This window comes from Streptomyces sp. NPDC001339, from assembly GCF_042895955.1.
Classification (GTDB): domain Bacteria; phylum Actinomycetota; class Actinomycetes; order Streptomycetales; family Streptomycetaceae; genus Streptomyces.
Window position 1 is genome coordinate 241,264 of record NZ_JBIAWT010000011.1, and the last position, 26,405, is coordinate 267,668.

At 70.9% G+C, this 26,405-nt stretch carries 19 protein-coding genes; 13 read left to right on the top strand and 6 right to left on the bottom strand.

Annotated elements, in window-relative coordinates; genetic code table 11:
• Positions 1-71 precede the first annotated feature (71 nt).
• Positions 72-2,924 (top strand): alpha/beta fold hydrolase, encoded by a 2,853-nt coding sequence (locus ACFY12_RS29260; RefSeq protein WP_390718907.1) that lies wholly within the window; start codon positions 72-74, stop codon positions 2,922-2,924.
• The gene (locus tag ACFY12_RS29265) at positions 2,921-3,781 is read left to right on the top strand and encodes an ABC transporter permease (protein WP_390718908.1); all 861 of its coding nucleotides are present in this window, start codon (positions 2,921-2,923) and stop codon (positions 3,779-3,781) included. The genes ACFY12_RS29260 and ACFY12_RS29265 overlap by 4 nt, the downstream gene beginning before the upstream one ends.
• A 56-nt stretch (positions 3,782-3,837) precedes the next feature.
• Here ACFY12_RS29265 and ACFY12_RS29270 read toward each other — a convergent pair whose 3' ends face one another.
• A complete protein-coding gene (locus ACFY12_RS29270; protein ID WP_390718909.1) occupies positions 3,838-4,866 on the bottom strand; it encodes an alpha/beta hydrolase in 1,029 nt (342 codons plus the stop codon).
• 516 nt (positions 4,867-5,382) lie between these two features.
• Here ACFY12_RS29270 and ACFY12_RS29275 point away from each other — a divergent pair.
• The 3 genes from ACFY12_RS29275 to ACFY12_RS29285 all read left to right on the top strand — a co-directional run bounded on the left by ACFY12_RS29275 (position 5,383) and on the right by ACFY12_RS29285 (position 10,047).
• Positions 5,383-7,500 carry an FUSC family protein gene (locus tag ACFY12_RS29275; protein WP_390718910.1) on the top strand — a complete coding sequence of 706 codons (2,118 nt, stop codon included), beginning with the start codon at positions 5,383-5,385 and terminating at the stop codon, positions 7,498-7,500.
• A 235-nt stretch (positions 7,501-7,735) separates the two neighbouring features.
• Positions 7,736-8,815, top strand: coding sequence for a rod shape-determining protein (locus ACFY12_RS29280; protein WP_390718911.1), 1,080 nt, complete (start codon positions 7,736-7,738; stop codon positions 8,813-8,815).
• 158 nt (positions 8,816-8,973) lie between these two features.
• On the top strand, positions 8,974-10,047 hold the full coding sequence (locus tag ACFY12_RS29285; RefSeq protein WP_390718912.1) for an alpha/beta fold hydrolase: 1,074 nt from the start codon (positions 8,974-8,976) through the stop codon (positions 10,045-10,047).
• 8 nt (positions 10,048-10,055) lie between these two features.
• Here ACFY12_RS29285 and ACFY12_RS29290 read toward each other — a convergent pair whose 3' ends face one another.
• Positions 10,056-10,853, bottom strand: a complete 798-nt coding sequence (locus ACFY12_RS29290) for a TetR/AcrR family transcriptional regulator (protein WP_390718913.1) — start codon at positions 10,851-10,853, stop codon at positions 10,056-10,058.
• A 266-nt stretch (positions 10,854-11,119) separates the two neighbouring features.
• Between ACFY12_RS29290 and ACFY12_RS29295 the strand changes: the two genes are divergently transcribed.
• On the top strand, positions 11,120-12,361 hold the full coding sequence (locus ACFY12_RS29295; RefSeq protein WP_390718914.1) for an FAD-dependent monooxygenase: 1,242 nt from the start codon (positions 11,120-11,122) through the stop codon (positions 12,359-12,361).
• On the opposite strand, the gene ACFY12_RS29300 is transcribed toward ACFY12_RS29295, so the two are convergent.
• Positions 12,335-12,889 carry a CGNR zinc finger domain-containing protein gene (locus ACFY12_RS29300; RefSeq protein WP_390718915.1) on the bottom strand — a complete coding sequence of 185 codons (555 nt, stop codon included), beginning with the start codon at positions 12,887-12,889 and terminating at the stop codon, positions 12,335-12,337. The two genes, ACFY12_RS29295 and ACFY12_RS29300, sit on opposite strands and share 27 nt — an antisense overlap.
• Positions 12,890-12,914: 25 nt before the next feature.
• On the opposite strand from ACFY12_RS29300, the gene ACFY12_RS29305 reads away from it, so the two are divergent.
• The gene (locus ACFY12_RS29305; RefSeq protein ID WP_390718916.1) at positions 12,915-14,474 is read left to right on the top strand and encodes an MFS transporter; all 1,560 of its coding nucleotides are present in this window, start codon (positions 12,915-12,917) and stop codon (positions 14,472-14,474) included.
• On the opposite strand, the gene ACFY12_RS29310 is transcribed toward ACFY12_RS29305, so the two are convergent.
• On the bottom strand, positions 14,443-17,529 hold the full coding sequence (locus ACFY12_RS29310) for a BTAD domain-containing putative transcriptional regulator (protein WP_390718917.1): 3,087 nt from the start codon (positions 17,527-17,529) through the stop codon (positions 14,443-14,445). The genes ACFY12_RS29305 and ACFY12_RS29310 overlap by 32 nt on opposite strands.
• 405 nt (positions 17,530-17,934) lie before the next feature.
• Here ACFY12_RS29310 and ACFY12_RS29315 point away from each other — a divergent pair, with 405 nt between their 5' ends.
• From ACFY12_RS29315 to ACFY12_RS29340, 6 genes are all read left to right on the top strand, one after another.
• Entirely contained in the window at positions 17,935-18,486 is a 552-nt protein-coding gene (locus ACFY12_RS29315; protein WP_390718918.1) for a hypothetical protein, read from the top strand.
• 230 nt (positions 18,487-18,716) lie between these two features.
• On the top strand, positions 18,717-19,553 hold the full coding sequence (locus tag ACFY12_RS29320; RefSeq protein WP_390718919.1) for a DUF4097 domain-containing protein: 837 nt from the start codon (positions 18,717-18,719) through the stop codon (positions 19,551-19,553).
• Between the two features lie 193 nt (positions 19,554-19,746).
• Entirely contained in the window at positions 19,747-20,838 is a 1,092-nt protein-coding gene (locus ACFY12_RS29325) for an ATP-binding cassette domain-containing protein (protein WP_390718920.1), read from the top strand.
• A complete protein-coding gene (locus ACFY12_RS29330) occupies positions 20,835-21,638 on the top strand; it encodes an ABC transporter permease (RefSeq protein ID WP_390718921.1) in 804 nt (267 codons plus the stop codon). Before ACFY12_RS29325 ends, ACFY12_RS29330 begins: the two co-directional genes overlap by 4 nt.
• Positions 21,639-21,864: 226 nt before the next feature.
• Entirely contained in the window at positions 21,865-23,115 is a 1,251-nt protein-coding gene (locus ACFY12_RS29335; RefSeq protein WP_390718922.1) for a cytochrome P450, read from the top strand.
• A 4-nt stretch (positions 23,116-23,119) separates the two neighbouring features.
• Complete coding sequence (locus ACFY12_RS29340) at positions 23,120-23,320, top strand: ferredoxin (protein ID WP_390718923.1); 201 nt, start codon at positions 23,120-23,122, stop codon at positions 23,318-23,320.
• A gap of 299 nt (positions 23,321-23,619) precedes the next feature.
• Here the strand turns inward: ACFY12_RS29340 and ACFY12_RS29345 are convergent, their stop codons facing one another.
• Together ACFY12_RS29345 and ACFY12_RS29350 are read right to left on the bottom strand one after the other, a co-directional pair.
• Positions 23,620-24,798, bottom strand: coding sequence for an acyltransferase family protein (locus ACFY12_RS29345; protein ID WP_390718924.1), 1,179 nt, complete (start codon positions 24,796-24,798; stop codon positions 23,620-23,622).
• Positions 24,799-25,187: 389 nt separating this feature from the next.
• Entirely contained in the window at positions 25,188-26,390 is a 1,203-nt protein-coding gene (locus tag ACFY12_RS29350) for a hypothetical protein (RefSeq protein WP_390718925.1), read from the bottom strand.
• Positions 26,391-26,405: the final 15 nt, after the last annotated feature.

The following is a 26,405-nucleotide window of genomic DNA, read 5'->3' on the forward strand; positions in this document are numbered from 1 at the left end:
CCCAGCGGAGACCGTCGGGTTCAGACCGGGGGACGGGCCGATTGTCAGTGGCCGTACCTAGGATTCGCGGTATGAATCTCCGAGGTCTCGGACTGCGCGCGAGCGAGCGCGGCGGGCTGCGTGGCCGGCGACGGTACGCCGTCGTGGGCGCGCTGGCCGCGCTGGCCGTGTTGATCGGGGGTGGCACCTGGGCAGCCGCCTCCTCCGAGGCGGCGCCGCCCGTGCACCGGGAGGACCGGCTGCTGAGCATGCCGGAGCGGCCCGGCGGCGAGCAGCGGGTGCGGATCGACACATCCTTCTTCACCGCGCCGGGCGGCTCCGGCGGGCGGCGGCCCGCGGTGCTGCTCGGGCACGGGTTCGGCGGCAGCAAGGCCGATCTCCGGTCGGAGGCCGAGCAGTTGGCCCGGGACGGGTACGCGGTGCTGACCTGGTCGGCGCGCGGCTTCGGGAAGTCCACCGGGAAGATCGGGCTGAACGACCCGGAGGGTGAAGTCGCCGATGTGAGCCGGCTGATCGACTGGCTGGCGCAACGCCCCGAGGTGCAGCTCGACAAGGCCGGCGACCCCAGGGTGGGTGTCGCCGGCGCCTCGTACGGCGGGGCGGTCGCCCTGCTGGCGGCCGGCCACGACCGGCGGGTCGACGCCATCGCCCCGCAGATCACGTACTGGAACCTCGCCGACGCCCTCTTCCCGAACGGGGTGTTCAAGAAGCTGTGGGCGGGGATCTTCTTCACCACGGGCTCCGACAGAGGATCTGCCGCGGGCTCCGACACCGGATCCGCCGCGGGCTCTGACACCGGATCTGCCGCAGGCCCCGGTACGGGCCCCGGCACGGACTCCGGCACAGGCCCGGCCGGCGCATCCACCGGCGGCTGCGGGAGGTTCGAGCCCGTGCTGTGCCGGATGTACGAGCGGGTCGCGGTCGGCGGCACACCGGACGAGGCGGCCCGCCGGCTGCTGGAGGCCCGCAGCCCGTCCGCCGTGGGCGACCGCATCACGGTGCCGACGCTGATCATGCAGGGGCAGAACGACTCGCTGTTCACCCTCGACCAGGCCGACGCGATGCAGCGGGCGATCCGGAAGAACGGGGCGCCGGCCGACGTCGACTGGATCGCCGGCGGGCACGACGGCGGAGACCGCGAGACGGCCCGCCTCCAGGCCCGTACGACGGCGTGGTTCGACCGGTACCTGAAGGGTGAGAAGGGGGCCGACACCGGGCCGGCGTTCCGGATCAGCCGGACCGGGGGAGTGGACTCCACCAACGGCTCGGTGCGGCTGCGCGGCGCCGGCGCGGACCGCTACCCCGGCCTGGACAACGCACCCCGGACGGTCCGGCTGTCCGGCCGTGCCCAGACGTTCCACAACCCGGCCGGCGGCGGGCCGCCCGCCCTCTCCGCGGTGCCCGGCGCCGGTGCGCTGGGCGGCCTCTCCGCCCTTGGCACCGGCGGTCTGTCGCTGGACTTCCCCGGCCAGCACGCCCGTTTCGAGTCGGCGCCGCTGACCGGCTCCGTCCATGTCACCGGCCGTCCCGCCGTCACCGTGCGAGTACGGTCCTCCTCCCGGGACGCGGTGCTCTTCGCCAAGCTCTACGACGTCGCCCCGGACGGCCGCCGTCAGGTCCTGCCGTCCCAGCTCGTCACTCCGTACCGCGTCGAGGACGCCCACGAGGGCCGGACCGTACGGCTGCGACTGCCCGCCGTCGACCATGACTTCGCGGCCGGACACCGGCTCCGGCTGGTGCTCGCCGCGACCGACCTCGGATACGCCTCACCGGCCGAACCGGCCACGTACACCGTCTCCCTGGAGGGCGGCGAGGGGGGCACCTCCCCTTCCCTTGAGGCGATGGGGAACCTGAGCCTGCCCACCGCACCCGAGGTGCGCGGTGCGGCCGCCCCGCTGCCGGCCTGGACCTGGGCGCTGCCCGCCGGGGCGGCGGTGGTCGCCGCGCTCCTGCTGTTCACCGCCCGCCGCCGGGCCGCGGCACCGGCGCCCGATCCGGCGCTCGCCGCCGTCCCGCTGCAGATCAGTGGCCTGAGCAAGCGGTACGCCGGGTCCGCCGACAGGTTCGCGGTACGGGAGTTGTCCTTCCGGGTGGAGCCGGGGCAGGTGCTCGGCCTGCTCGGGCCCAACGGCGCCGGCAAGACCACCACACTGCGGATGCTGATGGGCCTGATCACTCCGGACGCCGGTGAGATACGGATCTTCGGGGAGGCGGTCCGGCCGGGCGCGCCGGTGCTGTCACGGGTCGGGGCGTTCGTCGAGGGCGCGGGTTTCCTGCCGCATCTGTCCGGCCGCGCCAACCTCGACCTGTACTGGCAGGCCACCGGCAGGCCCGCCGCCGATGCACATCTCGACGAGGCGCTGGAGATCGCCGGTCTCGGTGACGCCCTGGATCGCGCGGTGCGCACCTACTCCCAGGGCATGCGGCAGCGTCTGGCCATCGCCCAGGCGATGCTCGGCCTGCCGGATCTGCTGATACTCGACGAGCCGACGAACGGGCTGGATCCGCCGCAGATACGCGAAATGCGCGAGGTGATGATCCGTTACGCGGCCGCCGGGCGCAGCGTCATCGTCTCCAGCCATCTGCTCTCCGAGGTCGAACAGAGCTGTACGCATCTGGTCGTCATGGACCGCGGGCGGCTGGTGCGGGCCGGACCGGTCGCCGAGATCATCGGCTCCGGCGACACCGTGCTGGTGGGCGTGGCGGAGCCGGTCGGTGACGCCGTCGTGGAGAAGGTCGCCGTGCTGCCGGGGGTCGCCTCGGCGGTACGCGCCGAGGACGGCCTCCTGGTCCGGCTCGACGGTGCCACGACCACCCAACTTCTCACCGAACTCCTGCGGTTGGAGGTCGCGGTGGACCGTATCGGACCGCACCGGCGTCTGGAGGACGCCTTCCTCACCCTGATCGGAGGCGACACGCGATGACCGCGACCGTCGACGCGGCGGCGCCCGGCTATCGGCCGCGCCGCGCCCTGCCGCTGCGGGTGGAGGCCCGCCGTCAGCTGAGGCGCCGCCGCACGCTCGTCGTCGGCGCGATGCTGACGCTGCTGCCGTTCGTGCTGGTGGTGGCGTTCGCGATCGGCGGCGACCCGGACAGCCGCGGCAACGGCCGGATATCGCTGATGGACAGCGCCACCGCGTCCGGCGGCAACTTCGCCGCCACCGCGCTGTTCGTCTCCGCGGGGTTCCTGCTGGTGATTCCGGTGGCCCTGTTCTGCGGTGACACGGTCGCCGCGGAGGCGAGCTGGTCCTCGCTGCGCTATCTGCTCGCCGCGCCGGTGCCGCGGTCCCGGCTGCTGCTGAGCAAGCTCACCGTCGCGCTGCTGTTCAGCGCCGCCGCGATGCTGCTGCTGCCGCTCGTCGCGCTGGCCGTGGGCACCGCCGCGTACGGCTGGGGACCGCTGCAACTGCCCACGGGCGGGGCGCTGCCGGCGGGGGAGGCGGTGGTGCGGCTGGCGGTCGTGGCCGGATATGTCTTCGTCAGCCAGCTGGTGACCGCGGCGCTGGCGTTCTGGCTGTCGACGGTGACCGACGCACCGCTGGGCGCGGTCGGCGGCGCCGTCGGGCTGACCATCGTCGGCAATGTCCTCGACCAGGTCACCGCCCTCGGCGACTGGCGGGACGTGCTGCCCGCCCACTGGCAGTACGCCTGGGTGGACGCCCTGCAGCCCCGGATGGAGTGGTCCGGCATGATCCAGGGCGCGTCGGTGTCGGTGGCGTACGCACTGGTGCTGGGCGCGCTGGCGTTCCGGGGGTTCGCGCGCAAGGACGTGGTGTCGTGAGGGCGATACGGGCCTGACGGCCGTCACGCGGCTTTCACGGCCGGCCGCCCCCCCCGTCACGCGGTCGGCCCCTGCATGTGCGCGCTTACCCAGCGCATGGTGCCCTCGCTCATGCCCCGCACATACGTTGCCGCGCTGTGCGTGCCGCCCGGCACGATCTGCAGCCGGGTGTGCACCGGACCGTGCCCGTACCGCGCGACGAACTGCCGCACCTTCGGCAGCACGGTGCGCTCCTGGGAGCCGTCCTGGAAGGCGAGGTCGACCTCGGGACCGCCGCGTGCGGTCAGCCGGCGGGCCAGTACCTCCGGGTTGTTCGCGCGCTCCGCCGCGGTGTGACCGTTCCACAGCGGCGAGTCGGGCACGATGTCGGGCCCGTTGGGGATCGCCACCCTGAACGTCCCCGGGTTCTGCAGCACGTTCTTCAGCGCCGCGAAACCACCCGAGGAGGAGCCCATGATCGCCCAGGCGTTGCGGGTCCTGAGGGTGCGGAAGTTCTGCCGTACGAGGTCGGGTACGTCCTGGCTGAGCCAGGTGCCGATCTTCGGCTGGCCGGGTATGTCGCTGCCGTCGTAGTACTGCCGGTCATCGGGGTTGAGCACCGGCATGACGACGATGAACGGCAGACTGGTGCCGTTCCTGGACCACTGGGCGAGGCTCTCCTCCAGCTTGAGGCCGGTGCCGATCCAGTAGTTGACGGGGAAGCCGTACGAGCCGGGCAGCGCCAGCATCACCGGGAAGCCCTTGTCCGCGTTCCGCTTCTCGTAGTACTCCGGCGGCGCCCACACCCACACCTTGCCGGTGAAGCCCGACTTCGGGCCGTGCAGGGTGGTCATGCCTATCGGGGTGTTCCCGCCGTCCCCGCCGACCCGGCGCTGCTCGGTGAAGGCGATCGGGTGGGTGGGCCACTGCACCAGCGAGTGCTTCCCGGGCGCCGCGGCGTGCAGCGCGGCACCCGGCCCCCGGCCGCCGCCGAACCGTATGAGGGAGGAGGTCGGGGAGGCATCGTCGGTGCCGCAGCCCGCGGTGGCGGCGAGCACGGTGAGGGTGACCAGCGCGATCACCGAACGGAACAGAGCTCTGCGCACGGACCTTCTCCTTGCCGAACACGCCGCATACGCCGAACATGCCGCGTACGCCGAACACGACGGACTCGCCGACTACGCGGGACGCGGGACGTGGGACGCGTCGGATGCGCCGAACACGCCGGGGGCCCGTCCCGGTCCCGGCCCGCCGGGGCTGTGCTGTCCCGGCCGACCAGCTAGAGGGGGCCGGGGCGGGCCGGGGTTTCTCTCCCAAGGTGTCGGCTTGCTCGCACCGCCCGTCCGGAATTCGATCGTCCCCTTGGTGACCTGGGAGGTTTACGCGCGGAGGAAGGCGGGTTTACCAGGATTTTCCCGGTCGGAACCGGAGCGGATCCGGAAGGGGAACCGGAGCGGGAGTCGGAATGTGTCCGGAAGGGGATCCGGAGCGGGAGCCAGAACAGGAGCCAGAACAGGAGCCAGAACAGGAGCCGGAGACCGGGGCGAAGAGACGGAAGAGGCGGAAGAGGCATACGCACGGCCGCCCCGGAACGCCTGCCTCCGGCCCCGTATCCTCTGGCTATGACCTGGTCGCGAGCGCTGAGAGAGGCCGCCCGCTCCGGGCTGACCATCGAACGGACCAAGCTCACCCCGCTGATCGCGGTGCGCGGCACGGCCGGCGTCGCCATCGTCATCGGGCTGTGCCTGTGGCTCGGTGACGCCGCCCTCGCGGTCTCCTCCGCCTTCGGTGCGTTCTCCTCCGGCCTCGTCACCTTCCAGCGCAGTATGCGGCCCCGCCCGGTGCTGGCGCTGGCGGTCGCCGGTGCGCTGGCGGTCTCCACCTTCCTCGGCTACCTCGCCGCCGCCCATGTCGTCGTCTTCGTCCTGCTGCTCACCGGCTGGACCCTGATGGCCGGGATGGCCTGGGCGATCGGCCCGGTCTCCGGACTGGCCGGCACCCAGACCGTGGCGATGATGCTGGTCACCGTCACCCTCCCGACCTCGGTCCCGGGCGCGCTGGAGCACGCCGCCCTGATCTTCTTCGGCGGCCTCGTCCAGGCCACGCTCATCGTCGTCTTCCCGGTCCGCCCCTGGGGCATCCAGCGCGATGCGCTCGCCGACGCCCTGGCCGCCGAGGCCGACTACGCCCGGCGGCTGCGGCACGACCCCATCGCCCCCTTCGACCCGGTGCCCCTGATGGACGCCCGGAGCGCCGCCACGGTGACACCACGTCAGGCCAGGCACCGGCCCGTCCAGCTGCACGGCCCCCGAGGCCTCGCCGAACGCGTCCGGCCGGTCCTCGCCTCGCTCGCCGACCCGGTCGTCGGCGCTCCCACGGAAGGCCCCGAACGCGACCGCGCCCGCGCGCTGCTGGCCGCCGCGGCGACCGTCCTGGACGCCGTCGCCCACGCCGTACGGCACGCCAAGCCGGTACGGCTGCCCCCGGAGGCGATGGCCACCCTGGAAGTTCCGGCCACCGGGCCGATGCTGAACGGTGCCGCCCGCCGCTCCGCCTACCGGCTGATCTCGCTGCTCGCCGACGCCGTCGAGTTCACCGACGAGCCGGTCCGGGCCACCCGCCCCACCACCGAGGCGGAACGAGGGCAGGGCGGGCGGGAAGAAGGCAGTCATCTGCTGCGCCCCAGCGTGCCCAAGCTAGTACCGGTCGCGCTGCGGGCCCTGCGGCGCGAGACCCGCTGGTCCTCGCACACCTTCCGGCACGCGGTGCGGGTCGCCGTGGTCGCCGCGATCGGCTATCTGCTGGGTACGGGGATGCCGTTCGGGCACGGCTACTGGGCACCGCTCGCCTCCGTGATGGTGATGCGCCCCGATTTCGCCCAGACCTACTCCCGGGGCGTGGCCCGTTTCAGCGGCACTCTCGTCGGCGTCGCCATCGGGGGCACGCTGATGGCCCTCGCGCACCCCGGTGTGTACGCCAGCGCCGCGCTCGCCGTGGTCTGTGTCGGGCTGATGTACCTGCTGATGCGCACCGGCTTCGCGGTGACGTCGGCCTGTGTGACCGCGTACGTCGTCTTCCTGCTCGGCATCGCGGGGGCGGGCTGGGAGCAGACCGTCGCGGAACGCATCGTGCTCACCCTCGTCGGCGGACTGCTCGCGATGCTGTCGTACGCGCTGTTCCCCGCCTGGGAGACGCCCCGGCTGCGGGACCGCCTCGCCGAGTGGCTGGCGGCCAACGGGCAGTACGCGCTGGCCGTGCTCGACCGCTATGCCCGTCCCGCCGAGGGCCGTCCGCGGCAGGTCCGGGAGGCCCTGCTGGACACCCGGGCGGCCCGTGTGGCCTGGGAGGAGAGCGAGGCCCGCGCCGAGAAGGAGCCCGTACGGCACCGCGGCCTGTCGCTCGGTGCGGCGAAGGCGGCCAGCGCCGCGCTGGCCACGATGGGCCGGGTCACCATGATCATGGAGGCCCACCTCCCCGACCGGAACGCCGAACCCGTCATCGGCGCCGCCGCGTTCGCCGGCGAACTGCGTCCCTCCCTGGAGCGCGCCGTGCAGGCCGTACGCGACGGGGGCGACCTGGACTGGAGCGCGCTGCGCACCGTATGGGAGCGGTGGGACGCGGCGGAGGAGAACCAGGGTGTCGCGCTGCGCGCCTCCGATCTGCTGCTCGACGCGCTCGACGAGCTGTCGGAGGCACTGTCGGGCGAGCCGCGTGAGCCGGGTGCGCTGGACGGCGCGTAAGCCGAGCGAGCCGGGTGAGCCGGGCGTATGGGATGCGGTGTGAGCCGGGGCGCAGGACGTTGACACGACGGGGCGCGCAATGCGGCATGAGCCGGGGGCACACAACGGCGCGAAGCCGGGAACCATCTCGCGCCCCCAGTAGTCTTATTAATTGCCCGCATTGAACCCCATTGGTGGCCGATGGGGATTTTCTGCGGCAATCCCACCCCGTCGCGAGAGAGCACACGAACTCCCCATGGCGTCCAGCACTTCGTCCGGTACGTACGACATAGGCATCGACCTCGGCACCGCCAACACCCTGGTGTACGCTCGCGGCAAGGGCGTGGTGCTGAACGAGCCGTCCGTCGTCGCCGTCAACGCCTCCGGGGACGTCGTCGCCGTGGGCCTGGAGGCCAAACGGACCATCGGCCGCACGCCGTCCGGGATCACCGCGATGCGCCCCCTGCGGGAGGGCGTGATCGCCGACTTCGAGGCCGCCGAGCAGATGCTGCGCGCCCTGATGAAGAAGGCCCTGCCCAGCCGCCGGTTCAGCCGCCCGAGGGTGGTCATCTGCGTTCCCTCCGGGATCACCGGTGTCGAACGGCGCGCGGTCATCGACTCCGCCCGAGGAGCCGGCGCCCGCGAGGTGCACCTGATCGAGGAGCCGATGGCCGCCGCGATCGGTGCCGGCCTCCCGGTGGACGAACCGGTCGGCTGCATGGTGGTGGACATCGGCGGCGGTACGACCGAGGTCGCCGTGGTCTCCATGGGTGGCCTGGTCACCTCCCAGTCCGTACGGGTCGCCGGTGACGCCATGGACGCCGCCATCTCCGGCTACGTCAAGAAGAAGCACTCCCTGGCCATCGGCGAACGCACCGCCGAGGACATCAAGATCGCCGTCGGCTCGGCGGCCTGGACCCCCGTCGACGTCGACGAGGACGGCGAACCGGAACGCCCCGGCTCCTACACCGTCCGCGGGCGTGACTACGTCAACGGCCTGCCCCGGATCCAGGAGGTCACCGAGGAGGAGGTCCGCGAGGCCCTCGCCGAACCGGTCGAGGCGATCGTCCAGGCCGTTCACCGCACCCTCGACGAGTGCCCCCCGGAGCTGTCCGGCGACATCATCGAGCGCGGTATCGCGCTCACCGGAGGCGGTGCGCTGCTGCGCGGTCTGGACCGGCGACTGCGCCAGGAGATGGGGGTGCCGGTCTCCGTCGCCGACGAGCCCCTGGACTGTGTGGTCAACGGCACCGCCAAGTGCGTCGATGAATTCGCCACGCTGCACGGGCTGTTGACGGGGGCGAAGGAACAACCGAGGAAGAGCGTGCGTTTGTAGAGGGAAGGCCGGAGGGGGGAAGGCCGGAGCAGGCCGGGGCGGCCAGCGAGATGATGAACCACCCGCAGCGCCACCCGTCCCGTCCCGTCCCGTTCGGCCACCATCCCGTTCGGCCACCGGCCCGCTGGGCCGCGAGGTCCGACTCCCGAGGAGGACGCATGCCGCAGTCGCCCGCCACACCACCGTCCCGGCACCGGCCCACGCCCCGGCCCCAGGAGCCCGTGCCGGACGCCACCCACCGCACGGTGGAGGTCACCGACGGCCGTATCCATCTGGTGGAGCAGGGCACCGGGCCGCTCGTCCTCATGGTCCACGGCTTCCCCGAGTCCTGGTACTCCTGGCGCCACCAGCTGCCCGCGCTCGCCGCCGCCGGCTACCGGGCGGTCGCCATCGACGTCCGCGGCTACGGCCGCTCGTCGAAGCCCCACGACATCACGGCCTACCGGATGCTGGCCCATATCGGCGACAACGTCGGGGTGCTGCGCGCCCTCGGCGAGGAGACCGCGATCATCGTGGGCCACGACTGGGGCGCGCCCATCGCCGCCCATTCGGCGCTGCTGCGCCCCGACCTCTTCACCGCCGTGGCGCTGCTGAGTGTGCCCTACTCACCTCCGGGCGGCCCCCTGCGGCCCACCGAGGTCTTCCGGCAGCTCGGCGGTACCGAGGAGTTCTACGTCAGCTACTTCCAGGAGCCGGGCCGGGCCGAGGCGGAGATCGAACCGGACATCCGGGGCTGGCTCGCGGGCGCCTACGCCGGCCTCTCCGGCGAGGCCAGGTCCGCGTCGCTCACGAGCAGCGCCAACGACGCATCCGGCCAGGGCGATATTCCCGTCCTGACCGTCCCTCCGGGCGGCAAACTCTCCGACCGCTTCCCGGCCGATACCGGCCCGTTCCCCTGGCTCACCGAGGCCGACCTCGACTTCTACGCGGCCGAGTTCGAGCGGACCGGCCTGACCGGCGGCCTCAACCGCTACCGCAACGTCGACCGCGACTGGGCCGACCTGGCAGCCTGGCACGGCGCCCCGATCACCCAGCCCTCCCTCTTCATCGGCGGCGAACTCGACGCCCCCACCGCCTGGTTGGCCGACGCCATCAAGGCGTTCCCGACCACCCTTCCCGCCCTGTCCGGCTCCCATATCCTCGACGGCTGCGGCCACTGGGTCCAGCAGGAACGCCCCGAAGAGGTCAACCACCTCCTGCTCGACTGGCTGGGCTCACTCACCCACCGCTGACCGCCCCGTCACTGGCCGGTCCCGGACCGCCTGCCGGCCATACAGACCTCCAGACCGTCCAGGATCCGCTCCAGCCCGAACTCCCATGCCTGGTTGCGCGCGGCCTCCTCCGCCCCGGCGGACGCGACGGCCGCGGCAACCGCCGGGAAGCGGTCGCTACGGCCGACGAGCAGCTCGTTCAGCGCCGCGCTCACGACCTGCTCAGGGTCCTTCGCCCGGGAACTGCCCAGCCCCATGGAGACCGACACCTGGGCGATGGCGCGGATATGACCGCTCACCACGACCACGGCGTCGAGCTGTTCGCCGCCGCTCAGTCCCGTGCCGGCGAGCGCGGCCACCGCATACTCCGTCCAGCCCAGTTCGTTGGGCCCCATGACACGGGGCCCAACGGCTGCGCTCAGCAGCCAGGGGTGCCGGCGATAGACGTCCGCAAGCGCTTCCGCCCAGGCCCGCAATGCCCCCCGCCAGCCCCCCGAATCCTCGCCGTGGCCTGCCGCATCGGGCGCTGCCGGGGCCCCCGGCGGCGCCCCCATCGCCGCATCGATCATCAACGCGACCAGCTCGCTCTTGCCCGGCACGTAGCGGTACAGGGACATCTTCGTGAAGTCCAGCTCGCCCGCGACCCGTTGCATGGAGACCGCCCCCAGCCCGCCGGCATCGGCGAGGGCGATGGCCGTACGTGTGATCCGCTCCAGGCTCAGCGCAGGCTTGGGCCCCCGGCTCGGCCGCCCGCGCCCGCCCCACAGCAGCTCCACACTGCCAGCCTGATCCCCGAACACATCGGTCTTCCCGCCATCTCCTGCCATGTCCGCATCCTAAAACCGGCCCCAAAACAGTGTCCGGGGTACACAAATCAGTGTCCGCCGGATACAGTTTCCGTAGGTGGTTTGCGGACGGCCGACGGGCGGTCTGCGAGCGGTCCGACGGCAAACGGTCCGACGACGTATCACGATGGGGGGCGTGCGCAATGCCGCACGGAATCACACGTCAAGACACGCACCAAGACACGCACCAAGACGTACAGCTGGACGCTCACCGAGGCGATCGCCAAGCCGCTTGTGGCAACCGCGACGTGCTCATCTCCGGCGCCAGCGTGGCCGGCCCGGCTCTGGCGTACTGGCTGCGTCGCTACGGCTACCGAGTCACGGTGGTGGAGGTGGCCCCGGCCCTGCGTGGCGGCGGCTTCGCGGTCGACTTCCGTGGGGCGGTCCAGTTGGCCGTCCTGGAACGAATGGGCGTCCTGGAGGTCATCGAGAGCCACGCCACATGCGCCGGTACTGCCGATGCCGGCGATGCCGCCATGAGATTCATCGATGCCGAGGGTGGACAACTGGCCGTCCTGCCACCCGAATTCGCAGGCGGCGAGCTGGAGATTCTCCGCTCGGACCTCTCCCGGCTCCTCCATGCGCACAGCCTGGCCCCGGCGCATGGAGGACCGGCTCCCGAGTACCTCTTCCGCGACTCTCTCACCTCCCTCACCCCGACCGCCGAAGGCGTCCATGCCACCTTCGAACGGAGTGCACCGCGCACCTTCGCCCTCGTGATAGGCGCCGACGGCCTGCACTCCACTATGCGTCGGCTGGCCTTCGGTCCGGAGTCCGATTACCTCAGCCACCTCGGCTACTACGTCGCGGGCTGGGACCTTCCCCGTTCCGCCGGCGACCTCGCGGCCCACCCCGTCGGCTACAACGAACCCGGCCGAGTCGTCACCGTCGGCCGTACGCCCCGCCGGGCCGCAGAGCCCGGCTACGCCGGCGAGGTCTTCTGTGTCTTCGCCTCCGACGCCGAACTCTCCTACGACCGACGGAATCCTCACTCCCAGAAGCAGGCGATAGCCCATGCCTACCAGAGCGGCGGCTGGCGCACCTCCGAGCTGCTCGCGACCCTGTGGGACGCCGACAACCTCTACTTCGACTCCATCAGCCGGGTCGATGTCCCGTGCTGGTCCACGGACGGGCGCATCGTCCTCCTCGGCGACGCCGCCTACGGCGCCACCCTCGGAGGTATGGGCACCGGCTCGGCAGTCATCGGCGCCTATGTCCTCGCCGGCGAACTGGCGGAGGCGGACGGCGACGCCGCAACGGCCTTCGCCCGCTACGAACGGATACTCCGCCCGTACGTCACCCCATGCCAGCAAGGCGGCCGAGGTGCGGGCGAATTCCTCGCCCCTCTCACCCAACAGGCAATAGAAGACCGCAATACGACCCTCAACGACCCCGCCGCCGTCGCCGCCATGCTCCAGCGGGGCTACGACATCTCGGCAGCCATCACCCTGGAGGACTACCCGTCACACTTCCCCGCCCGGAGCCGCTGACGTGGCTCGGCCCGCGCGGCGGGCCCGATGTCGGCGCACCGCGTCGCGGTTGGCGCAGCCCTGCGAGCAGTAGCGCTGCTGGCCCGCACGGCTGAAGTCCACGTAGGCATTGCCGCATTCGGCCAGCGTGCACCGTCCCAGACGGTGCATTCCCAGCTCGGTCAGATGCAGCGCGGTGCCCACGGCGCCGATCGTCCTCAGGACGCCGCCCAGCCCGATCCCGTCCTCCCGGTAGTGAATGTGCCAGCCGATACCGGCATGGTCCGTGACCCGGGGGTGCGTGGACGCCTCGGAGAGCAGCGCATTGAGCAGCTCGACGCGTCTTTCGTGGGTAGGGGCGTCCACCACCTCGGCCCAGCGCTCGACGAACGCCAGTACCTGTGCGAGGTCTTCCTCGTCAGCGGGCCGGTCGAGCGCCATTCCCGCGGCAAGACACCGATCCACGAGCTCGGAGACGCTGGTCGGCGGGGTGTTTGTGAGGTCTGCCACAAGCCGGAGCCGGTCGTCCCCGTAAGGGTTCAGCTGCATAAGACCATTACAGCAGGGTGCAAGCATGGACAAGCATTCATTGCCGCGCCGCGCCCGCTCCGCCGCCGTGGCGGACACGGGAACGGGATCGCCCACCGCATCGGCACCGGCAGCGGTACGGGCCTCGGGGCAGGCTCCGGGACCGTACGCATCCGGCCTCCGCAAGTGGCTTCCGCTGGTGGCTACTTGCCTGGGTACCTTCATGTTGCTGGTCTACGCGACGATCGTGACCGTGGCCCTGCCGAGCATGGCCGACGACCTCCACGCCGGTTTCGGCTCGCTCCAATGGATCGTCGACGTCTATACCCTTGCGCTCGCCGGGCTGCTCCTCGGTATGGGTTCGCTCAGCGACAGCCTGGGCCGTAAACGCCTCTACGTACTCGGGCTGGCCTGCTTCACGGCCGCCACGCTCGTGTGTGGTCTGGCCCCCAGCGTTCAGGTGCTCATTGCGGCCCGCGCGGTCCAAGGGGTGGCCGGTGCGGCCATGTTCGCCACGCTGCTGCCGTTGATCGGTCTCACCTACACCGGCCGCGACCGGCCCAAGGCGTTCGCCGTCTGGGGCGCGGTCGCCGGTGCCGCGGGCTGTGCCGGGAATGTCGCCGGCGGCATCCTCACCCACTTCCTGTCCTGGCAGTGGATCTTCTACGGTGCGGTCCCTCTGTGCGCCGTCACGCTCGCCCTCTCCGTCAAGGTGCTGGCCCGTGACGCCGGCAATCCCACTCCCATCGACTGGTGGGGTGTCACCACCTTCACTCTGGCCGCTCTCAGCCTCACCTTCGCCGTCATCCAGGGCGGCGAGAGCACCTGGTCGTCCCCCGCGACCCTGCTCGCCTTCACCCTGGCCGCCGTCCTTCTCGCGGCTTTCCTGCTCATCGAGCGGGCAATCGCCCACCCCATGCTCCCCCTCTCCCTCTTCCGCAAGCCCGCCGTCAACGGCATGCTCATCGCCGCGGGCGTCTACTACTTCTCCGCCTTCGGTTTCCTGCCCGTTCTCGCCCTCTGGCTCCACGACGCCGCCGGCCTCGGCTCCTTGGGCACCTCGCTGGTCATCACCGTCCAACCCGCCGCCTTCTTCGTCACCTGCGCACTCGTCGGCAGCTCACTGCACCGCATTCCCGCCCGCTGGTCCCTTGGCGGCGGCACCCTCGTCGTCGCCCTCGGCAATCTAGCCTTCCTCACCCTTGACCCCGCCTCCTCCTGGCCGGCCCTCCTCCCCGGCCTGGTGCTCACCGGCCTCGGCGCCGGTCTGGTCTCACCGGTCCTCCCCGCCATCGCCATGTCCTCAGCACCCGCCACCCACACCGGAACGGCCGCCGCCGCGGCCAACAGCGCCCGCCAACTGGGCCTGGCCCTGGGTATAGCCCTCCTGGGCACCGTCTTCCACCAGCACGCCGCAACCACCGCAACCACCGCAACCACCTCGCACACGGCGTACGCCGACGCCCTGCGCGCCGTCTTCCTCACCGCCGGAGTCGTCGCCCTGGCCGGCGGCCTGGCCGCCTTCCTCCTCCTGGGCCGTCACGGCGGCCGCACCCCTCAACCACCCACCACCCTCAGCGGACTTCGCCGTCCTCGCACTCCTTGAGCCCCGCGACCGCCAGTGCGTGCTCCTGCGGGTGCACGTCGGCTCCGGGCACGGCGAGCGCGGCCCGGAACTGCTCCCGCGCCTCGGCGAAGCGGCCTGCCGTGGCGTAGGTGCGGCCCAGCCGGCAGCGAATGTGCATCTCGAGCCGGTCGCGCTGGGGTTCCGTCACCGGGGACAGCGCCTGGTGCCGGGAGAGCGCCTGGCGGTGGAGGGTTTCGGCGGCGCGCAGGTTTCCGCCGCCCTCCTCGGCCGTGCCCAGCCGGGTCAGGATGAGCGCGTGCAGGAGGACGTCCCCGACCCGCTGGGCCAGGTCGGCCGCGTGGCGGTACAGGGGGCCGGCTTCGCCGAACCGGCCGAGGCCGAGGTGGACGTCGCCGGCACAGGACAGGACCCTGCTGATCATGCGAGGTCTGCCGTTCTTCTCTGCGTGGACGAGCGCTTCGGACAAGCAGGCCAGCGCCTCCACGCCATGCCCTTGTGTGTGGTGGACGATGCCGAGTGTGCAGAGCCCCGCCGCGGCGAGCCAGTTGTCGTCGGACCGCTGGGCCAGCTCCACCGCGGTGGTCAGCGGCGGGATGGCCGACTCGGCCCGGCCGACGTTGAGTTCGGCAGCCCCGAGTCCGGCCAGGGCCCGCGCCTCCTCGCCCTGGTCCGCGTGGCGGCGGCTGAGGTGAAGTGCCTCGGTGAACCAGGCGCGCCCATAGGGGTGGCGGCCCTGGTAGAGGTCGTTGAGGCCCATGCAGTTCCGCAGTGCGGAGGCCATCCGCCGGTCGGTGGCCTCGTCCGCGTGCGCGAGCGCGATCTCGAGGGCCGTCCGGCACTCGTGGTAACGGCCCTGACGGGTGAAGTAGTCGCTCAGGGCCTCGGCGAGCCAGCACGCGTAGTCGGCTTCGCCGAGTGCTGCGGCGTGCCCGACGACATCGACGAGCTCTCCGCCGGCCGTGTCCAGCCAGCCGTCCGCGTTCTCCCAGTCCGTGAACGGCGCTCCGGCGGGCTGCGGCCCCGTGGGGAAGCCGCCCGCGCCCACATCGCTGGTGGTCCGGGCCGCGTCCAGATAGAGGCGGAGTGCGGCGGTGCGGACCGCGCCGGCTTCGGCGGGGGCGGCTTCCGCGAGCCGACGCGCGTGCATCCGCACCAGGTCGTGCAACCGGTAGCGGCCCGGCCGCGGTTGCTGGAGCAGACTCGCGTCGACCAGGCTCTCCAGGATCCACTCGGCGTCGCGGACCGGCCACCCCAGCATGGCCGCCGAGGTCAGCGGATCGAACTCGACCGTCGGCGACAGGCCCAGGGTGCGGAACCCGAGCTGCTGCTCCGGCGTCAGCTGTTCGTACGACAGACGGAAGGCCGTCTCCACGCTGCGGTCCCCGGCGCTCAGCTCGCCGAGCCGCTGCTCGTCGCACGCCATCCGGTCCACCAGGTACCCCAGTGTCCAGGCAGGGCGGGTCTGCAGCCGTGCTCCGGTGATACGCAGTGCCAGCGGCAGCCCGTCACACAGCCGGACCAGCGCACGCGTCGCCTCCGGCTCCCGGTCCGCGCGGTCCTCTCCCACGATGTGCCGGAGCAGGGACAGCCCCTCGCCGGTCTCCAGGGGCTCCAGGGTGACGCGCCGGACGGTGTCCAGTCCGGCCAGCCGCCGTCGGCCGGCCACCAGCACCGTGCTGCCCGGCCCAGCGGGCAGCAGCGGCCGGATCTGTCGCGCGCCGGCCACATCGTCCAGGACGAGGAGCAGCCGCAGTGCGCTGGTCGCGGCCCGCCATACCGCGGTGAGCTCGTCGAGGTCGTCGGGCACCTGGTTGTCGGCCGCGCCGACCGAGCGCAGCAGCCGCCGCAGCACTCGCTGCGGTGAGAGCCTCCGCCGCTCCGTGCCGTGCGTACGCAGGTCCACGAACAGGCAGCCGTCCGGGTGGTGGGCGCGGAGGGCACGGGCCGCGTGGACGACGAGTGCGGTCTTGCCGACCCCGGCGGTGCCGTCCACCGCCACGATGGATACGGATCCGGGCGACGGGGGCGCGGTCAGCAGCGCCAGTTCGTGCTTCCGCCCGATGAGGTGGCCGGTGTCGCCCGGCAGTTCATTGACCGGGTGGCGAGGCCGGAGATGGGGCTGTGGCTGCGGATCCGGCTCTGGTTGGGGCTGGAGTTGGGGTTGGGGATGCGGCTGCGGATCCGGCTCTGGTTGGGGTTGCGGCTGCGGCTGTGATCGGGGCCGGGGCTGTGGCGGAGGAGCGGCTGAGCGTGCCGCGGCCGGGCCGAGGAGTTGCTCGTCGTCCCGGCGCAGCACCGCCTGGTGCACCCGACGGAGCTCCTCCCCGGGACTGACACCGAGTTCGTCGCGCAGCCGCGCGCGCATGTCCTGATAGGCGCTCAGCGCAGCCGCCTGGTGTCCGCTGCCGTACAGGGCACGCATCCGCAGCGCGGTCAGCGGCTCGTCGTACGGATCGGACGCGGCTAACGCGGCGAGCTCGTCCAGGGCATCGGCGGACCGGCCGAGACGTACCAGGCATTCGACCCGCTCCTGCTGGAGTGCGCACTGCCGCCGCGCCAGCCGCTGCCGCTCGCCCTGTGCGTACGGCCCCGGGAGCCCGGCCAGGGGCTCGCCCCGGAAGAGGGCGAGCGCCTCGGACAACCCGTCCAGGGCGGTGGCCGGGTCACCGGATGCCCGCGCGCGCCGTGCTGCATCGACCTGCTCGGCCAGTTCCGCCACATCGAGCCGTACACCGTCGCTGACGAAGCGGTACCCGCCCGGGCCACTGCGGATCAACGACCTCGCCGCCGTCCCCGTGCGTGCCCCCGACCGTCCGGCGCCTTCCGCGTCGAGCGCCTTTCGCAACGGATAGACGTAGCTCGGCAGCACGCGGCGACCGGACCTCGGCGGCTGTGCGTCCCATACGTCGGCGAGCAGCTGCTCATGACTGACCAGCGTGCCCCGCCGCAGCAGCAGCGCGGTCAGCACCGCCTGGCGCCGTACCGGCCCCAGGTCCAGTGGCGTCCCGTCACGCCAGGCCCGCACCGGCCCGAGCAGCGCGATCCGAAGCCGCTGCGAAGATCCCCCGTCCATCCCGAAGCCTCCGCTCCCACCCACACGATGCTGTCGGCATCATCGAGATGTCACGCGCATTCCAGCGCCTCCCTCCGGGGCTTGGCAAGTCACCACCGAGAACCGCCCGAACCGTCGCTGATGCCGGGTTCGCCGACGAAAACGGGGTGATGTGACGTTCGCGTCCGCTCGGCCGGCGCTCGGCCGGGCTTCCGTACGGCGCCGCTCGCCGCTCCGTCCTTGCCCGCCTTGCCTGCCTTGCCCCGCCCGATGCCCGGAAGGCGCCGCCCACTGCTGTGCCCGGGTGCCCGGATGGTGCCGCCCGCTGCCGCGCCGGCACCCGGGTGGTGTCACCGTGGTGCCATGAGCGCCATTGTGGTGCCATTGGGCCTTGCGTTGGCGTCACCGTGATGCCATAGTGGCGTTATGGACCTCACGCCTTACGTCGACAATCTCCGGCACGAGCTCGCGGTCGCCGCGGACGCGGGCGGGGACGAAGCTCGAGCCCTGGCCGAGCGGCTGACCACACCACTGGAGTCGGCCACCCGACTGATCTTGCTCAACGCGCTGTCCGCCGCCATGGGGGAGGTCACCCAGGACCTGGCGCCGGGCTCGGTCGACGTACGGCTACGGGGGCTCGATCCCGAGTTCGTGGTGACACCGCCACCGGTGGCGGTGGTGTACGAGGACGCCGGGGAGCGGGAGGGCGCGCCGAGCGGTGCGCCGATGCCCGTGCCCGTGCCCCTGGCTCCGGCGGAGGGCGAGGAGGGGGGCGGTACGGCGCGGATCAACTTCCGTCTGCCCGCCCACCTCAAGACCCGGGTCGAGGACGCGGCCGGACAGGAGGGCCTGTCGGTCAACGCCTGGCTGGTGCGGGCCGTCGCCGCCGCCCTGGAGGGGCCCGGCGAGCGCGGTGGCCGGACGCCCGTCCGCAGCCGCCACCGCGGCCAGCAGGGCTATACGGGCTGGGTCCGCTAGCCGCGCCTCCCGCCCGTGAGCTCAGACCTCACACCCTCAGGCCTCACACCCTCAGGCCTCACACCCTCAGGCCTCACACCCTCAGGCCTCACACCCTCAGATCTCACGCCCTCAGACCTCACACGCTCGCACACGTCACCATCCACTTCGCTCATCTACTTCACTCACCCACCGTCAGCACCCGCTTGACCAGTGGGAACACACTTCACAGCCAAGAGGACGGCACAGCCATGCCACATTTCGACACTCCTGAACCGATCTCCGTCACCCTCGAATTCGATATGGGCTCCGCCCGGATCATCGCAAGCAAGCGCGCGGACACCGTCGTCGAGGTGCTGCCGACCAACGACGCCGAGGACATCGACGTACGGGCCGCACAGCAGACCAAAGTCACTTGCTCGGAAGGGAAGTTGCTGATCAAGGGGCCGAAGAAGCGCTCCCTGTTCGGCAAGAGCGGCTCGGTGGAGGTGAGTATCGAGCTGCCGGCCGGTTCGGACCTCCGAGGCAGCTCACCCATGGCGGACTTCACCTGCGAAGGCCGCTTCGGCGACTGCCGCATCAAGACCTCTCTCGGCGACATCCTGATCGACGAAGCGGCGGCGGTGGATCTGCGGACCAGCCTCGGCACCGTCCGCGTGGACCGGGTGACCGGGGACGCGGAGGTCGTCGGGGCGGGCCGGATCGACATCGACGTGATCGGGGGCGCGGCAACGGTCAAGAACGCCAACGGCGAGACCGTGATCGGGGAGGTCACGGGTGAGCTGAAGGCGAACTCGTCCAACGGTCGTATCTCCGTCGATATCGCCCATGCCGGAGTCGACGCCAGGTCCGCCAACGGCGGTATCAGGATCGGTGACGCGGCGCGCGGTCAGATGGTGCTGCAGGCCGCCGCCGGCGATATCGAGATCGGCATCCACGAGTCGTCCGCCGCCTGGCTCGACGTGCGCACCGACGTCGGCAGCGTACGCAACTCCCTTGGTGCGGCCGAAGGCCCCGGCGACTCCGACGAGACGGTCGAGGTGCGCGCCCGCGCGGGGGTCGGCGACATCATCGTCCGGCGCCCCTGACCGTACGGCCCACTCGCCACCCGTCCCTGAGGGCCGCCACCCTGCCCCCGCCTCCACCCCACCTTCCTTCGCGCCACCGCACTTCTCCGCACCGCACCTCTCCGCGCCGCACCGCACTTCTCCGCACCGCACTTCTCCGCGGCAACAGCCCGTTGCCCGTCCACGACACAACCAGCACTCCGACAGGACTGTCATGATCATGACTTCAGCGTCGCCCGCTGTCGCGTCGGCGATTTCCGCCACAGGCCTTTCCAAGTCCTACGGCGACAAAGTGGTGCTCGACGGCATCGACCTGCATATCCCCGAAGGCACGATCTTCGCGCTGCTCGGTCCCAACGGCGCGGGCAAGACCACCACCGTCCAGATCCTCTCCACCCTCATCTCCGCGAACTCCGGCCAGGCGCGGGTGGCGGGCCATGACCTGACCCGTGAGGTGGCCGGCGTACGTGCCGCGATCGGTGTGACCGGTCAGTTCGCGGCGGTGGACAACCTGCTGACCGCCCAAGAGAACCTGATGCTGATGGCGGACCTGCTCCATCTGCCCCGCCGTGAGGGCCGACGGCGTGCCCACGAGCTGCTGCGCCGTTTCGAGTTGGCGGAGGCGGCCAAGAAACCCGTATCGACTTTCTCAGGTGGGATGCGGCGCAAGCTCGACCTGGCGATGACGCTGGTCGGCAGGCCGCGTGTCATCTTCCTTGACGAGCCGACGACCGGTCTGGATCCGCGGAGCCGTCGCACGATGTGGGAGATCATCCGCGGTCTGGTCGCCGATGACGGCATCACCATCTTTCTGACGACGCAGTACCTGGAGGAGGCCGACCAACTCGCGGACCGTATCGCCGTCCTGGATCGCGGGAAGCTGGTGGCGGAAGGCACGGCGGACGAGCTCAAGCGCTTGATCCCCGGCGGTCATATCCGTCTCCGGTTCGGTGACGGAAGCGGCCTCGCCTCGGCTGCCGCCCTGTTCGGCTCCGCAGTGGACGGCTTCGGCTCACCGGTGACCGACGGCGAAGAGTTCACCCTGCACATTCCCAGTGACGGCAGTGTCCCGGCTCTGCGGGCCGTCCTCGATGCCCTGGACGATGCGTCGATCAAGGCCGAGGCGCTGACCGTGCACACCCCGGATCTCGATGACGTCTTCCTCGCCCTGACCGACCGGTCCCGGTCCGGCCCCGGGCTCACCTCTCCGAACTCTCCGAGCTCCCTGAGCTCCCTGAGCTCCCCGAGCTCGAACTCGCTGAACTCTCCGAACTCGCTGAACTCCCAGAAGGGTCAGGCCCGATGAGCACTCTGTCGTACGCCGTCCGCGATTCGACGACGATGGTGCGGCGCAATCTCAAGCATGCGCTGCGCTATCCGTCCATGACGGTCTCGGTCGTCGCGATGCCGCTCGTGATGCTGCTGCTGTTCAACTACGTCTTCGGCGGCGCCCTGGGCAGCGGCATCGGCGGTAGACCCACCGGCGGCGGCGAGCCGGGCGCTGCGTATATCGACTATGTCGCACCCGGCATCATCCTGATGGCCGCCACCTCCGGGGCCCTGTCCACCGCCATCAGCGTCTGCTCCGACATGACCGAGGGCATCGTCAACCGGTTCCGTACGATGTCGATCTCCCGCGCCTCCTTCCTGACCGGGCACGTCGTCGGCAGCGTCCTCCAGACCCTGGTCAGCATCGCGCTCGTCGTCGGTGTCGCTCTGCTGATGGGCTTCCGCCCCACCGCCACCCCCGTGGAGTGGCTCGCCACCGTCGGCGTCCTGACCCTGCTCATCCTGGCGCTCACCTGGCTGGCCGCCGCCATGGGCCTGATAGCCAAGAACGTCGAGACCGCCAGCAACATGCCCATGCCGCTGACCTTCCTGCCCTTCCTGGGCAGCGCCATCGTCCCGCCGGAGTCCATGCCCGCCGGGCTGCGCTGGTTCGCCGAGTACCAGCCCTTCACGCCCATCATCGAGACACTGCGCGGCCTGCTCATGGGCACGCCCATCGGCAACAGCGGACTCATCGCCCTCGCCTGGTGCCTCGGCCTCACCCTGGCCGGCTACCTCTGGGCCCGAGCCGCCTTCCACCGCGACGCCAGGCGCTGACCGGCCGTCGCGCGAAGTCAGCCCACCCGTACGGCACTTCACCCATACAGCACTTCGCCCGTACCGCACTTCACTCATACAGCACGTCGCCGTTCCACCGCACTGTTCCACCCCGCTGCTCAACTGCACCGCGCAACTGCACTGTTCCACCGCACCTCACCGTGCGTCAGCCCACGGCTCACGGCACATGGCCCACGGCATTCAGCACTCAGCACCGGAGGACACCATGCACAACGAACCGTCGACCCGCTCCACCCACTCCACCCACTCCGCCCACGACACGACGCGGCACCCCGAGCCGGTCACGTTGCCGACCGAGCGCCACACCGGCTGCCCCTTCGACCCGCCCGCCGAGCTGACGAGGATGCGCGAGGAAGCGCCCTTGCGCCGGCTGAGCTTCCCTGACGGGCACATCGGCTGGCTGGCCACCGGCTACACCGCGGTCCGGTCCATACTCTCCGACCAGCGCTTCAGCTCACGCTACGAGCTCGCGCACTACCCGCTCGCAGATATCGGCGAGCTGCCCCCGGCCCCCCTCGGTGACCTCACCGGGATCGACGCCCCCGAGCACACCCGCTACCGGCGTCTGCTCATGGGCAAGTTCACCGTGCGCCGGATGCGCCGGCTCACTGAGCGCGTCGAGCAGATCACCACCGAGCACCTGGACGCCATGGAGCGCCGAGGAGGCCCGGTGGACCTCGTCGAGGCGTTCGCCCAGCCCATCCCCGCGCTGATGATCTGCGAACTCCTGGGTGTGCCCACCGCCGGACGGGAGGTCTTCCATCGTCATGCGACGACCCTGCTCGACCAGAAGGCCACCGACGAGGAGAAAGGCGCCGCCGGCACCGCACTGTTCGAGACCATCCACGCACTCGTCCTGGCCAAGCGCACCGAACCCACCGACGACCTGCTCAGCGACCTGACCAGCACCGATCTCACCGACGAAGAACTCTCCGCCCTCGGCGCCTTCCTGCTGGGCGCCGGCCTGGACACCACCGCCAACCAGCTCGCGCTGGGCACCTTCGCCCTGCTGCGCAACCCGGACCAGTTCGCCGCCCTGCGCGACGACCCGGGCCTGGCCGACCAGGCCGTCGAGGAACTGCTGCGCTATCTGAGCATCGCCGATCCCATGGTGCGCGCGGCGCTGGAGGACGTCGAGGTGGAGGGCCAGGTGATCAAGGCCGGGGAGACGGTCGTCTGCTCGGTACAGGCCGCCAATCGCGATGCCCGGCGGTTCCCCGACCCCGACTCCCTCGACCTGCACCGCAAGGCCACCGGTCACCTGAGCTTCGGCCACGGCGCCCACCAGTGCCTGGGCCAGCAACTGGCCCGCGTCGAAATGTGCGTCGCCTTGCCCGCGCTGGTGACCCGCTTCCCGACGCTGCGGCTCGCCGTCGCGTCCGATCGGATCCCGCTGCGCGAGCAGATGAACATCTACGGGGTTCACAGCCTCCCCGTCACCTGGGACAAGGAGTAGCCCGATGCCCCTCATCAGCACCGATCGCGACCGCTGCGTCGGCGCCGGGATGTGCGTACTGACCGCCCCGGACGTGTTCGAGCAGGACGACGAGGACGGACGGGTCCTCCTCCTCGACGCCGCCCCGGGACCCGACCAGCACGCCGCGGCCCGCCAGGCCGCCGGCTTCTGCCCCGCCGCGGCCATCACCGTCACCGAACGGTAGGAACACCGAGCCGTAGGAACACCGAACGGTAGGAGCCCAGCACCGCAGCTCCCCGTACGCCCCGCCAACCCGCCAACCCGCCAACCCGCCACTACACCGCCGGACATGGAGGTCAGTCGATGATGTTCACGAAGATGATGTTCCCGGAATCGGCAGCACGCCATGTCCGGCCGAGAGGGCTCGTCTCGGCTCCCTGTGACCCCGGGGAGTGGCTGCGCGGCGGCCGCCGTGACGATCTCTCCGTGCCCCCGGGCACCAGACCCAGCCCTATGTCTGGACCCCTGTACCTGTACCTGGACCTAGACCGACTCGAAGGTGCGGGTCGGTGACGGTGTCCGGTCGCCTTCCGCGGTGCCGGGCGCGGCGGGCGTATGAGGTGCGGAACGCTGGGCGGGCTTGCGCCGCGGTGTGACGTGCCGGCGGACATCGTCGATACCTCGGCGCATGGTGGCGCGGAGCCACTTCCCGAAGGGGCGTTCGATGAGGCGGTGGATGAGCCAGGCGGCGACCAGCATGAGCGCGGTCACCGAGGTCACCAGGACCGGGGCGGGGACGCTGTTCCGGTAGTGGTGGATGAGGGTCATGCCGATGTTCAGGTGGATGAGGTACAGCGGATAGGTGAGCGCTCCCGCGGTGGTGAGCCACTTCCACTGGATCCGGTCGAAGGCGCCGAGCGCGATCGCACCGATGAGGGCGAAGGCGGTGATGATGATCAAGCGGGCGGGCCAGGTGGGCAGAGCGTCCACGGCGTCCTTGCCGAGGTTGACGGCCAGGCGGTAGTCGATATAGCGCTGGGCCAGCAGCAGCTGAAGGATCACGATCGCCCACAGGACCGCGTTGGACCGGTGACGGTACATCAGGTAGAAGGCGATGCCCGCGATGAAGAACGGTGCGTACTGCGGCATGGCGAATGCGGTGAGCAGGGGGGTCTTCAGGACCGGTGCGAGGGCGGCGGCCGCGGTCCACACCCCGCACAGGATCAGGCAGTTGCGGTAGGTGACGCCGAACAGCATGACCACAGCCATGATCAGGTAGAACTTCAGCTCCACGAAGAGCGTCCAGTACACCGGGTCGACGTCGGGGGTGTCGTCACCACCCTGCAGCATGGTCAGATTGGTGATGACGGTGCCCCAGCTGCGTGGGGAAGCAGCCTCCGGCCAGATCTTCACCACCACCGTGGTGAGCAGGAGGCCGGCCCAGTACGCGGGGAACAGGCGGGAGACGCGGGAGACGGCGAACTCGCCCACCGTACGGCCCCATACGCTCATACAGATGACGAAGCCGCTGATCAGGAAGAAGACCTCCACCCCGAGCCACCCGTACTGGGCTGCCAGGTGGGCGGTCGGGAAGATCGTGTCCGGGCCATGGCCCCACGGCCGGGCCAGCGCGATGTAGTGGTAGAAGACCACCATGAGCGCGGCCAGCAGCCGCAGCCCGTCGAGTGTGGCCAGCCTGTTCCCCGAGCGGCGCTCGGCCATCGTGCAACCTCCAGGCGCCCGGGTCAGGAGCGCTGCGTATCGGAAGCGGCTCACAGACCGCAAGGAACTGTGAGCAACTTGTGCGCCGTTCAAGTGTTCACGGCAGGTGAACGGCCGGCCCTGCGGCGGGTGGCGATACCCACGGTCGGCGGGTGGCGATACCCACAGTCGGGATCACGAGCGAGAGCCCGGCTGTTTCGGCCCGGCCCGCGGACCGCTGTCCCCCCTCCTCCCTATCAGCCGACACCCACGACACGGGGAACACGCTAAGCAGTTCAGCCGCATCCGGCGCAACCGGTACTGGACGTTCTGTGCCGCACGCCCCTATGCCACACGCTCCTGTGCCGCACGCTCCTGTGCCACATGCCCCTGTGCCGCACGCCCCTGCGTCAGCCGCGTCCGGTGAACTTCTGGCCTACCCCGAGCCGACGCAGACCGGCGAGGACCTGCGGGTCCTGCGCGTCGAGCCAGTCGCAGAGCTGCCGGAAGGAGACCATCCGGACGTCCTTGTGCTTGCTGTCGGCGATGTGCTTGATCGTCTCCTCGATGGCATCCATGTAGATGCCGCCGTTCCACTGCTCGAAGTGGTTGCCGATGAAGAGCGGGGCGCGGTTGGTCTCGTACGCGCGCTTGAAACCGGCGATGTACGCCTCGGTGGCCTGCTTGCGCCAGCGCGGGTAGTTGGCCGGCGGGCCCTTGGTGGAGTTCTTGGACTGGTTGTACATCATGTTGAAGTCCATCGAGAGGACATCGGTGGGAAGGCCGGGGAACGGTACCCCCTGGAGCGGGAAGTTCCACAGCCCCTGCTTCTTGTCGGGCCAGACCTGGAGGCCGCCGGGGGAGCTGGCGTCGTACCGCCAGCCGCGCTTCTTCGCGGTCGGCAGCAGGTTGTCCTGGCCCTTCAGGCAGGGCGTACGGCCGCCGACCAGTTCCTTGGAGTAGTCGAACGGCAGCGGTTCGAGGTCGGTGAAGCCGGTGTTCGTACGCCACTTGGTGACGAAGTCCATGGCCTGGTCGATCTCGGAGTCCCACTGGGCGGGGGTCCAGTGCTCGACCGAACCCTTGCCGTCGCAGAAGTGGCCGTTGAAGTGGGTGCCTATCTCGTGGCCTTCCAGCCAGGCCGCGCGCAGGTTCTTCAGCGTCTCCCTGATGTGGGGATCGGTGAGGTAGCCGATGGCAGAGTTGCCGACGGGGTTGTTCGGCGGCCGGTACAGGCGCTTCTTCGACTCGGGCAGCAGATACAGCCCGGAGAGGAAGAAGGTCATCGAGGCGTTGTGGTCGCTGGCGACTTTACGGAACCGCGGGAAGAGGCCGTTGCCCACCTCGCCCGCCCCGTCCCAGGAGAAGACCACGAACTGCGGCGGCTTCTGGCCGGGCTCCAGCCGCTCCGGCTTGGGCGGCTGTTTCGGCTGCTTGCCGGTATAGGCGGTCGAGCCGTCACCGATCGGCTTCGCCTTCTCCGTCTGCCCGGGCTTGGCCGCCACCCTGTCGGAGTCCGATGTCCCGGGGAAGGAACAGCCGGCGGAGAGCGCCGCTGCCGCTCCTGCTCCCATACCGAGTCCGAGCATGCCCCGTCGGCTGAGTTCGCGCACCGCGTCCCCCATCGC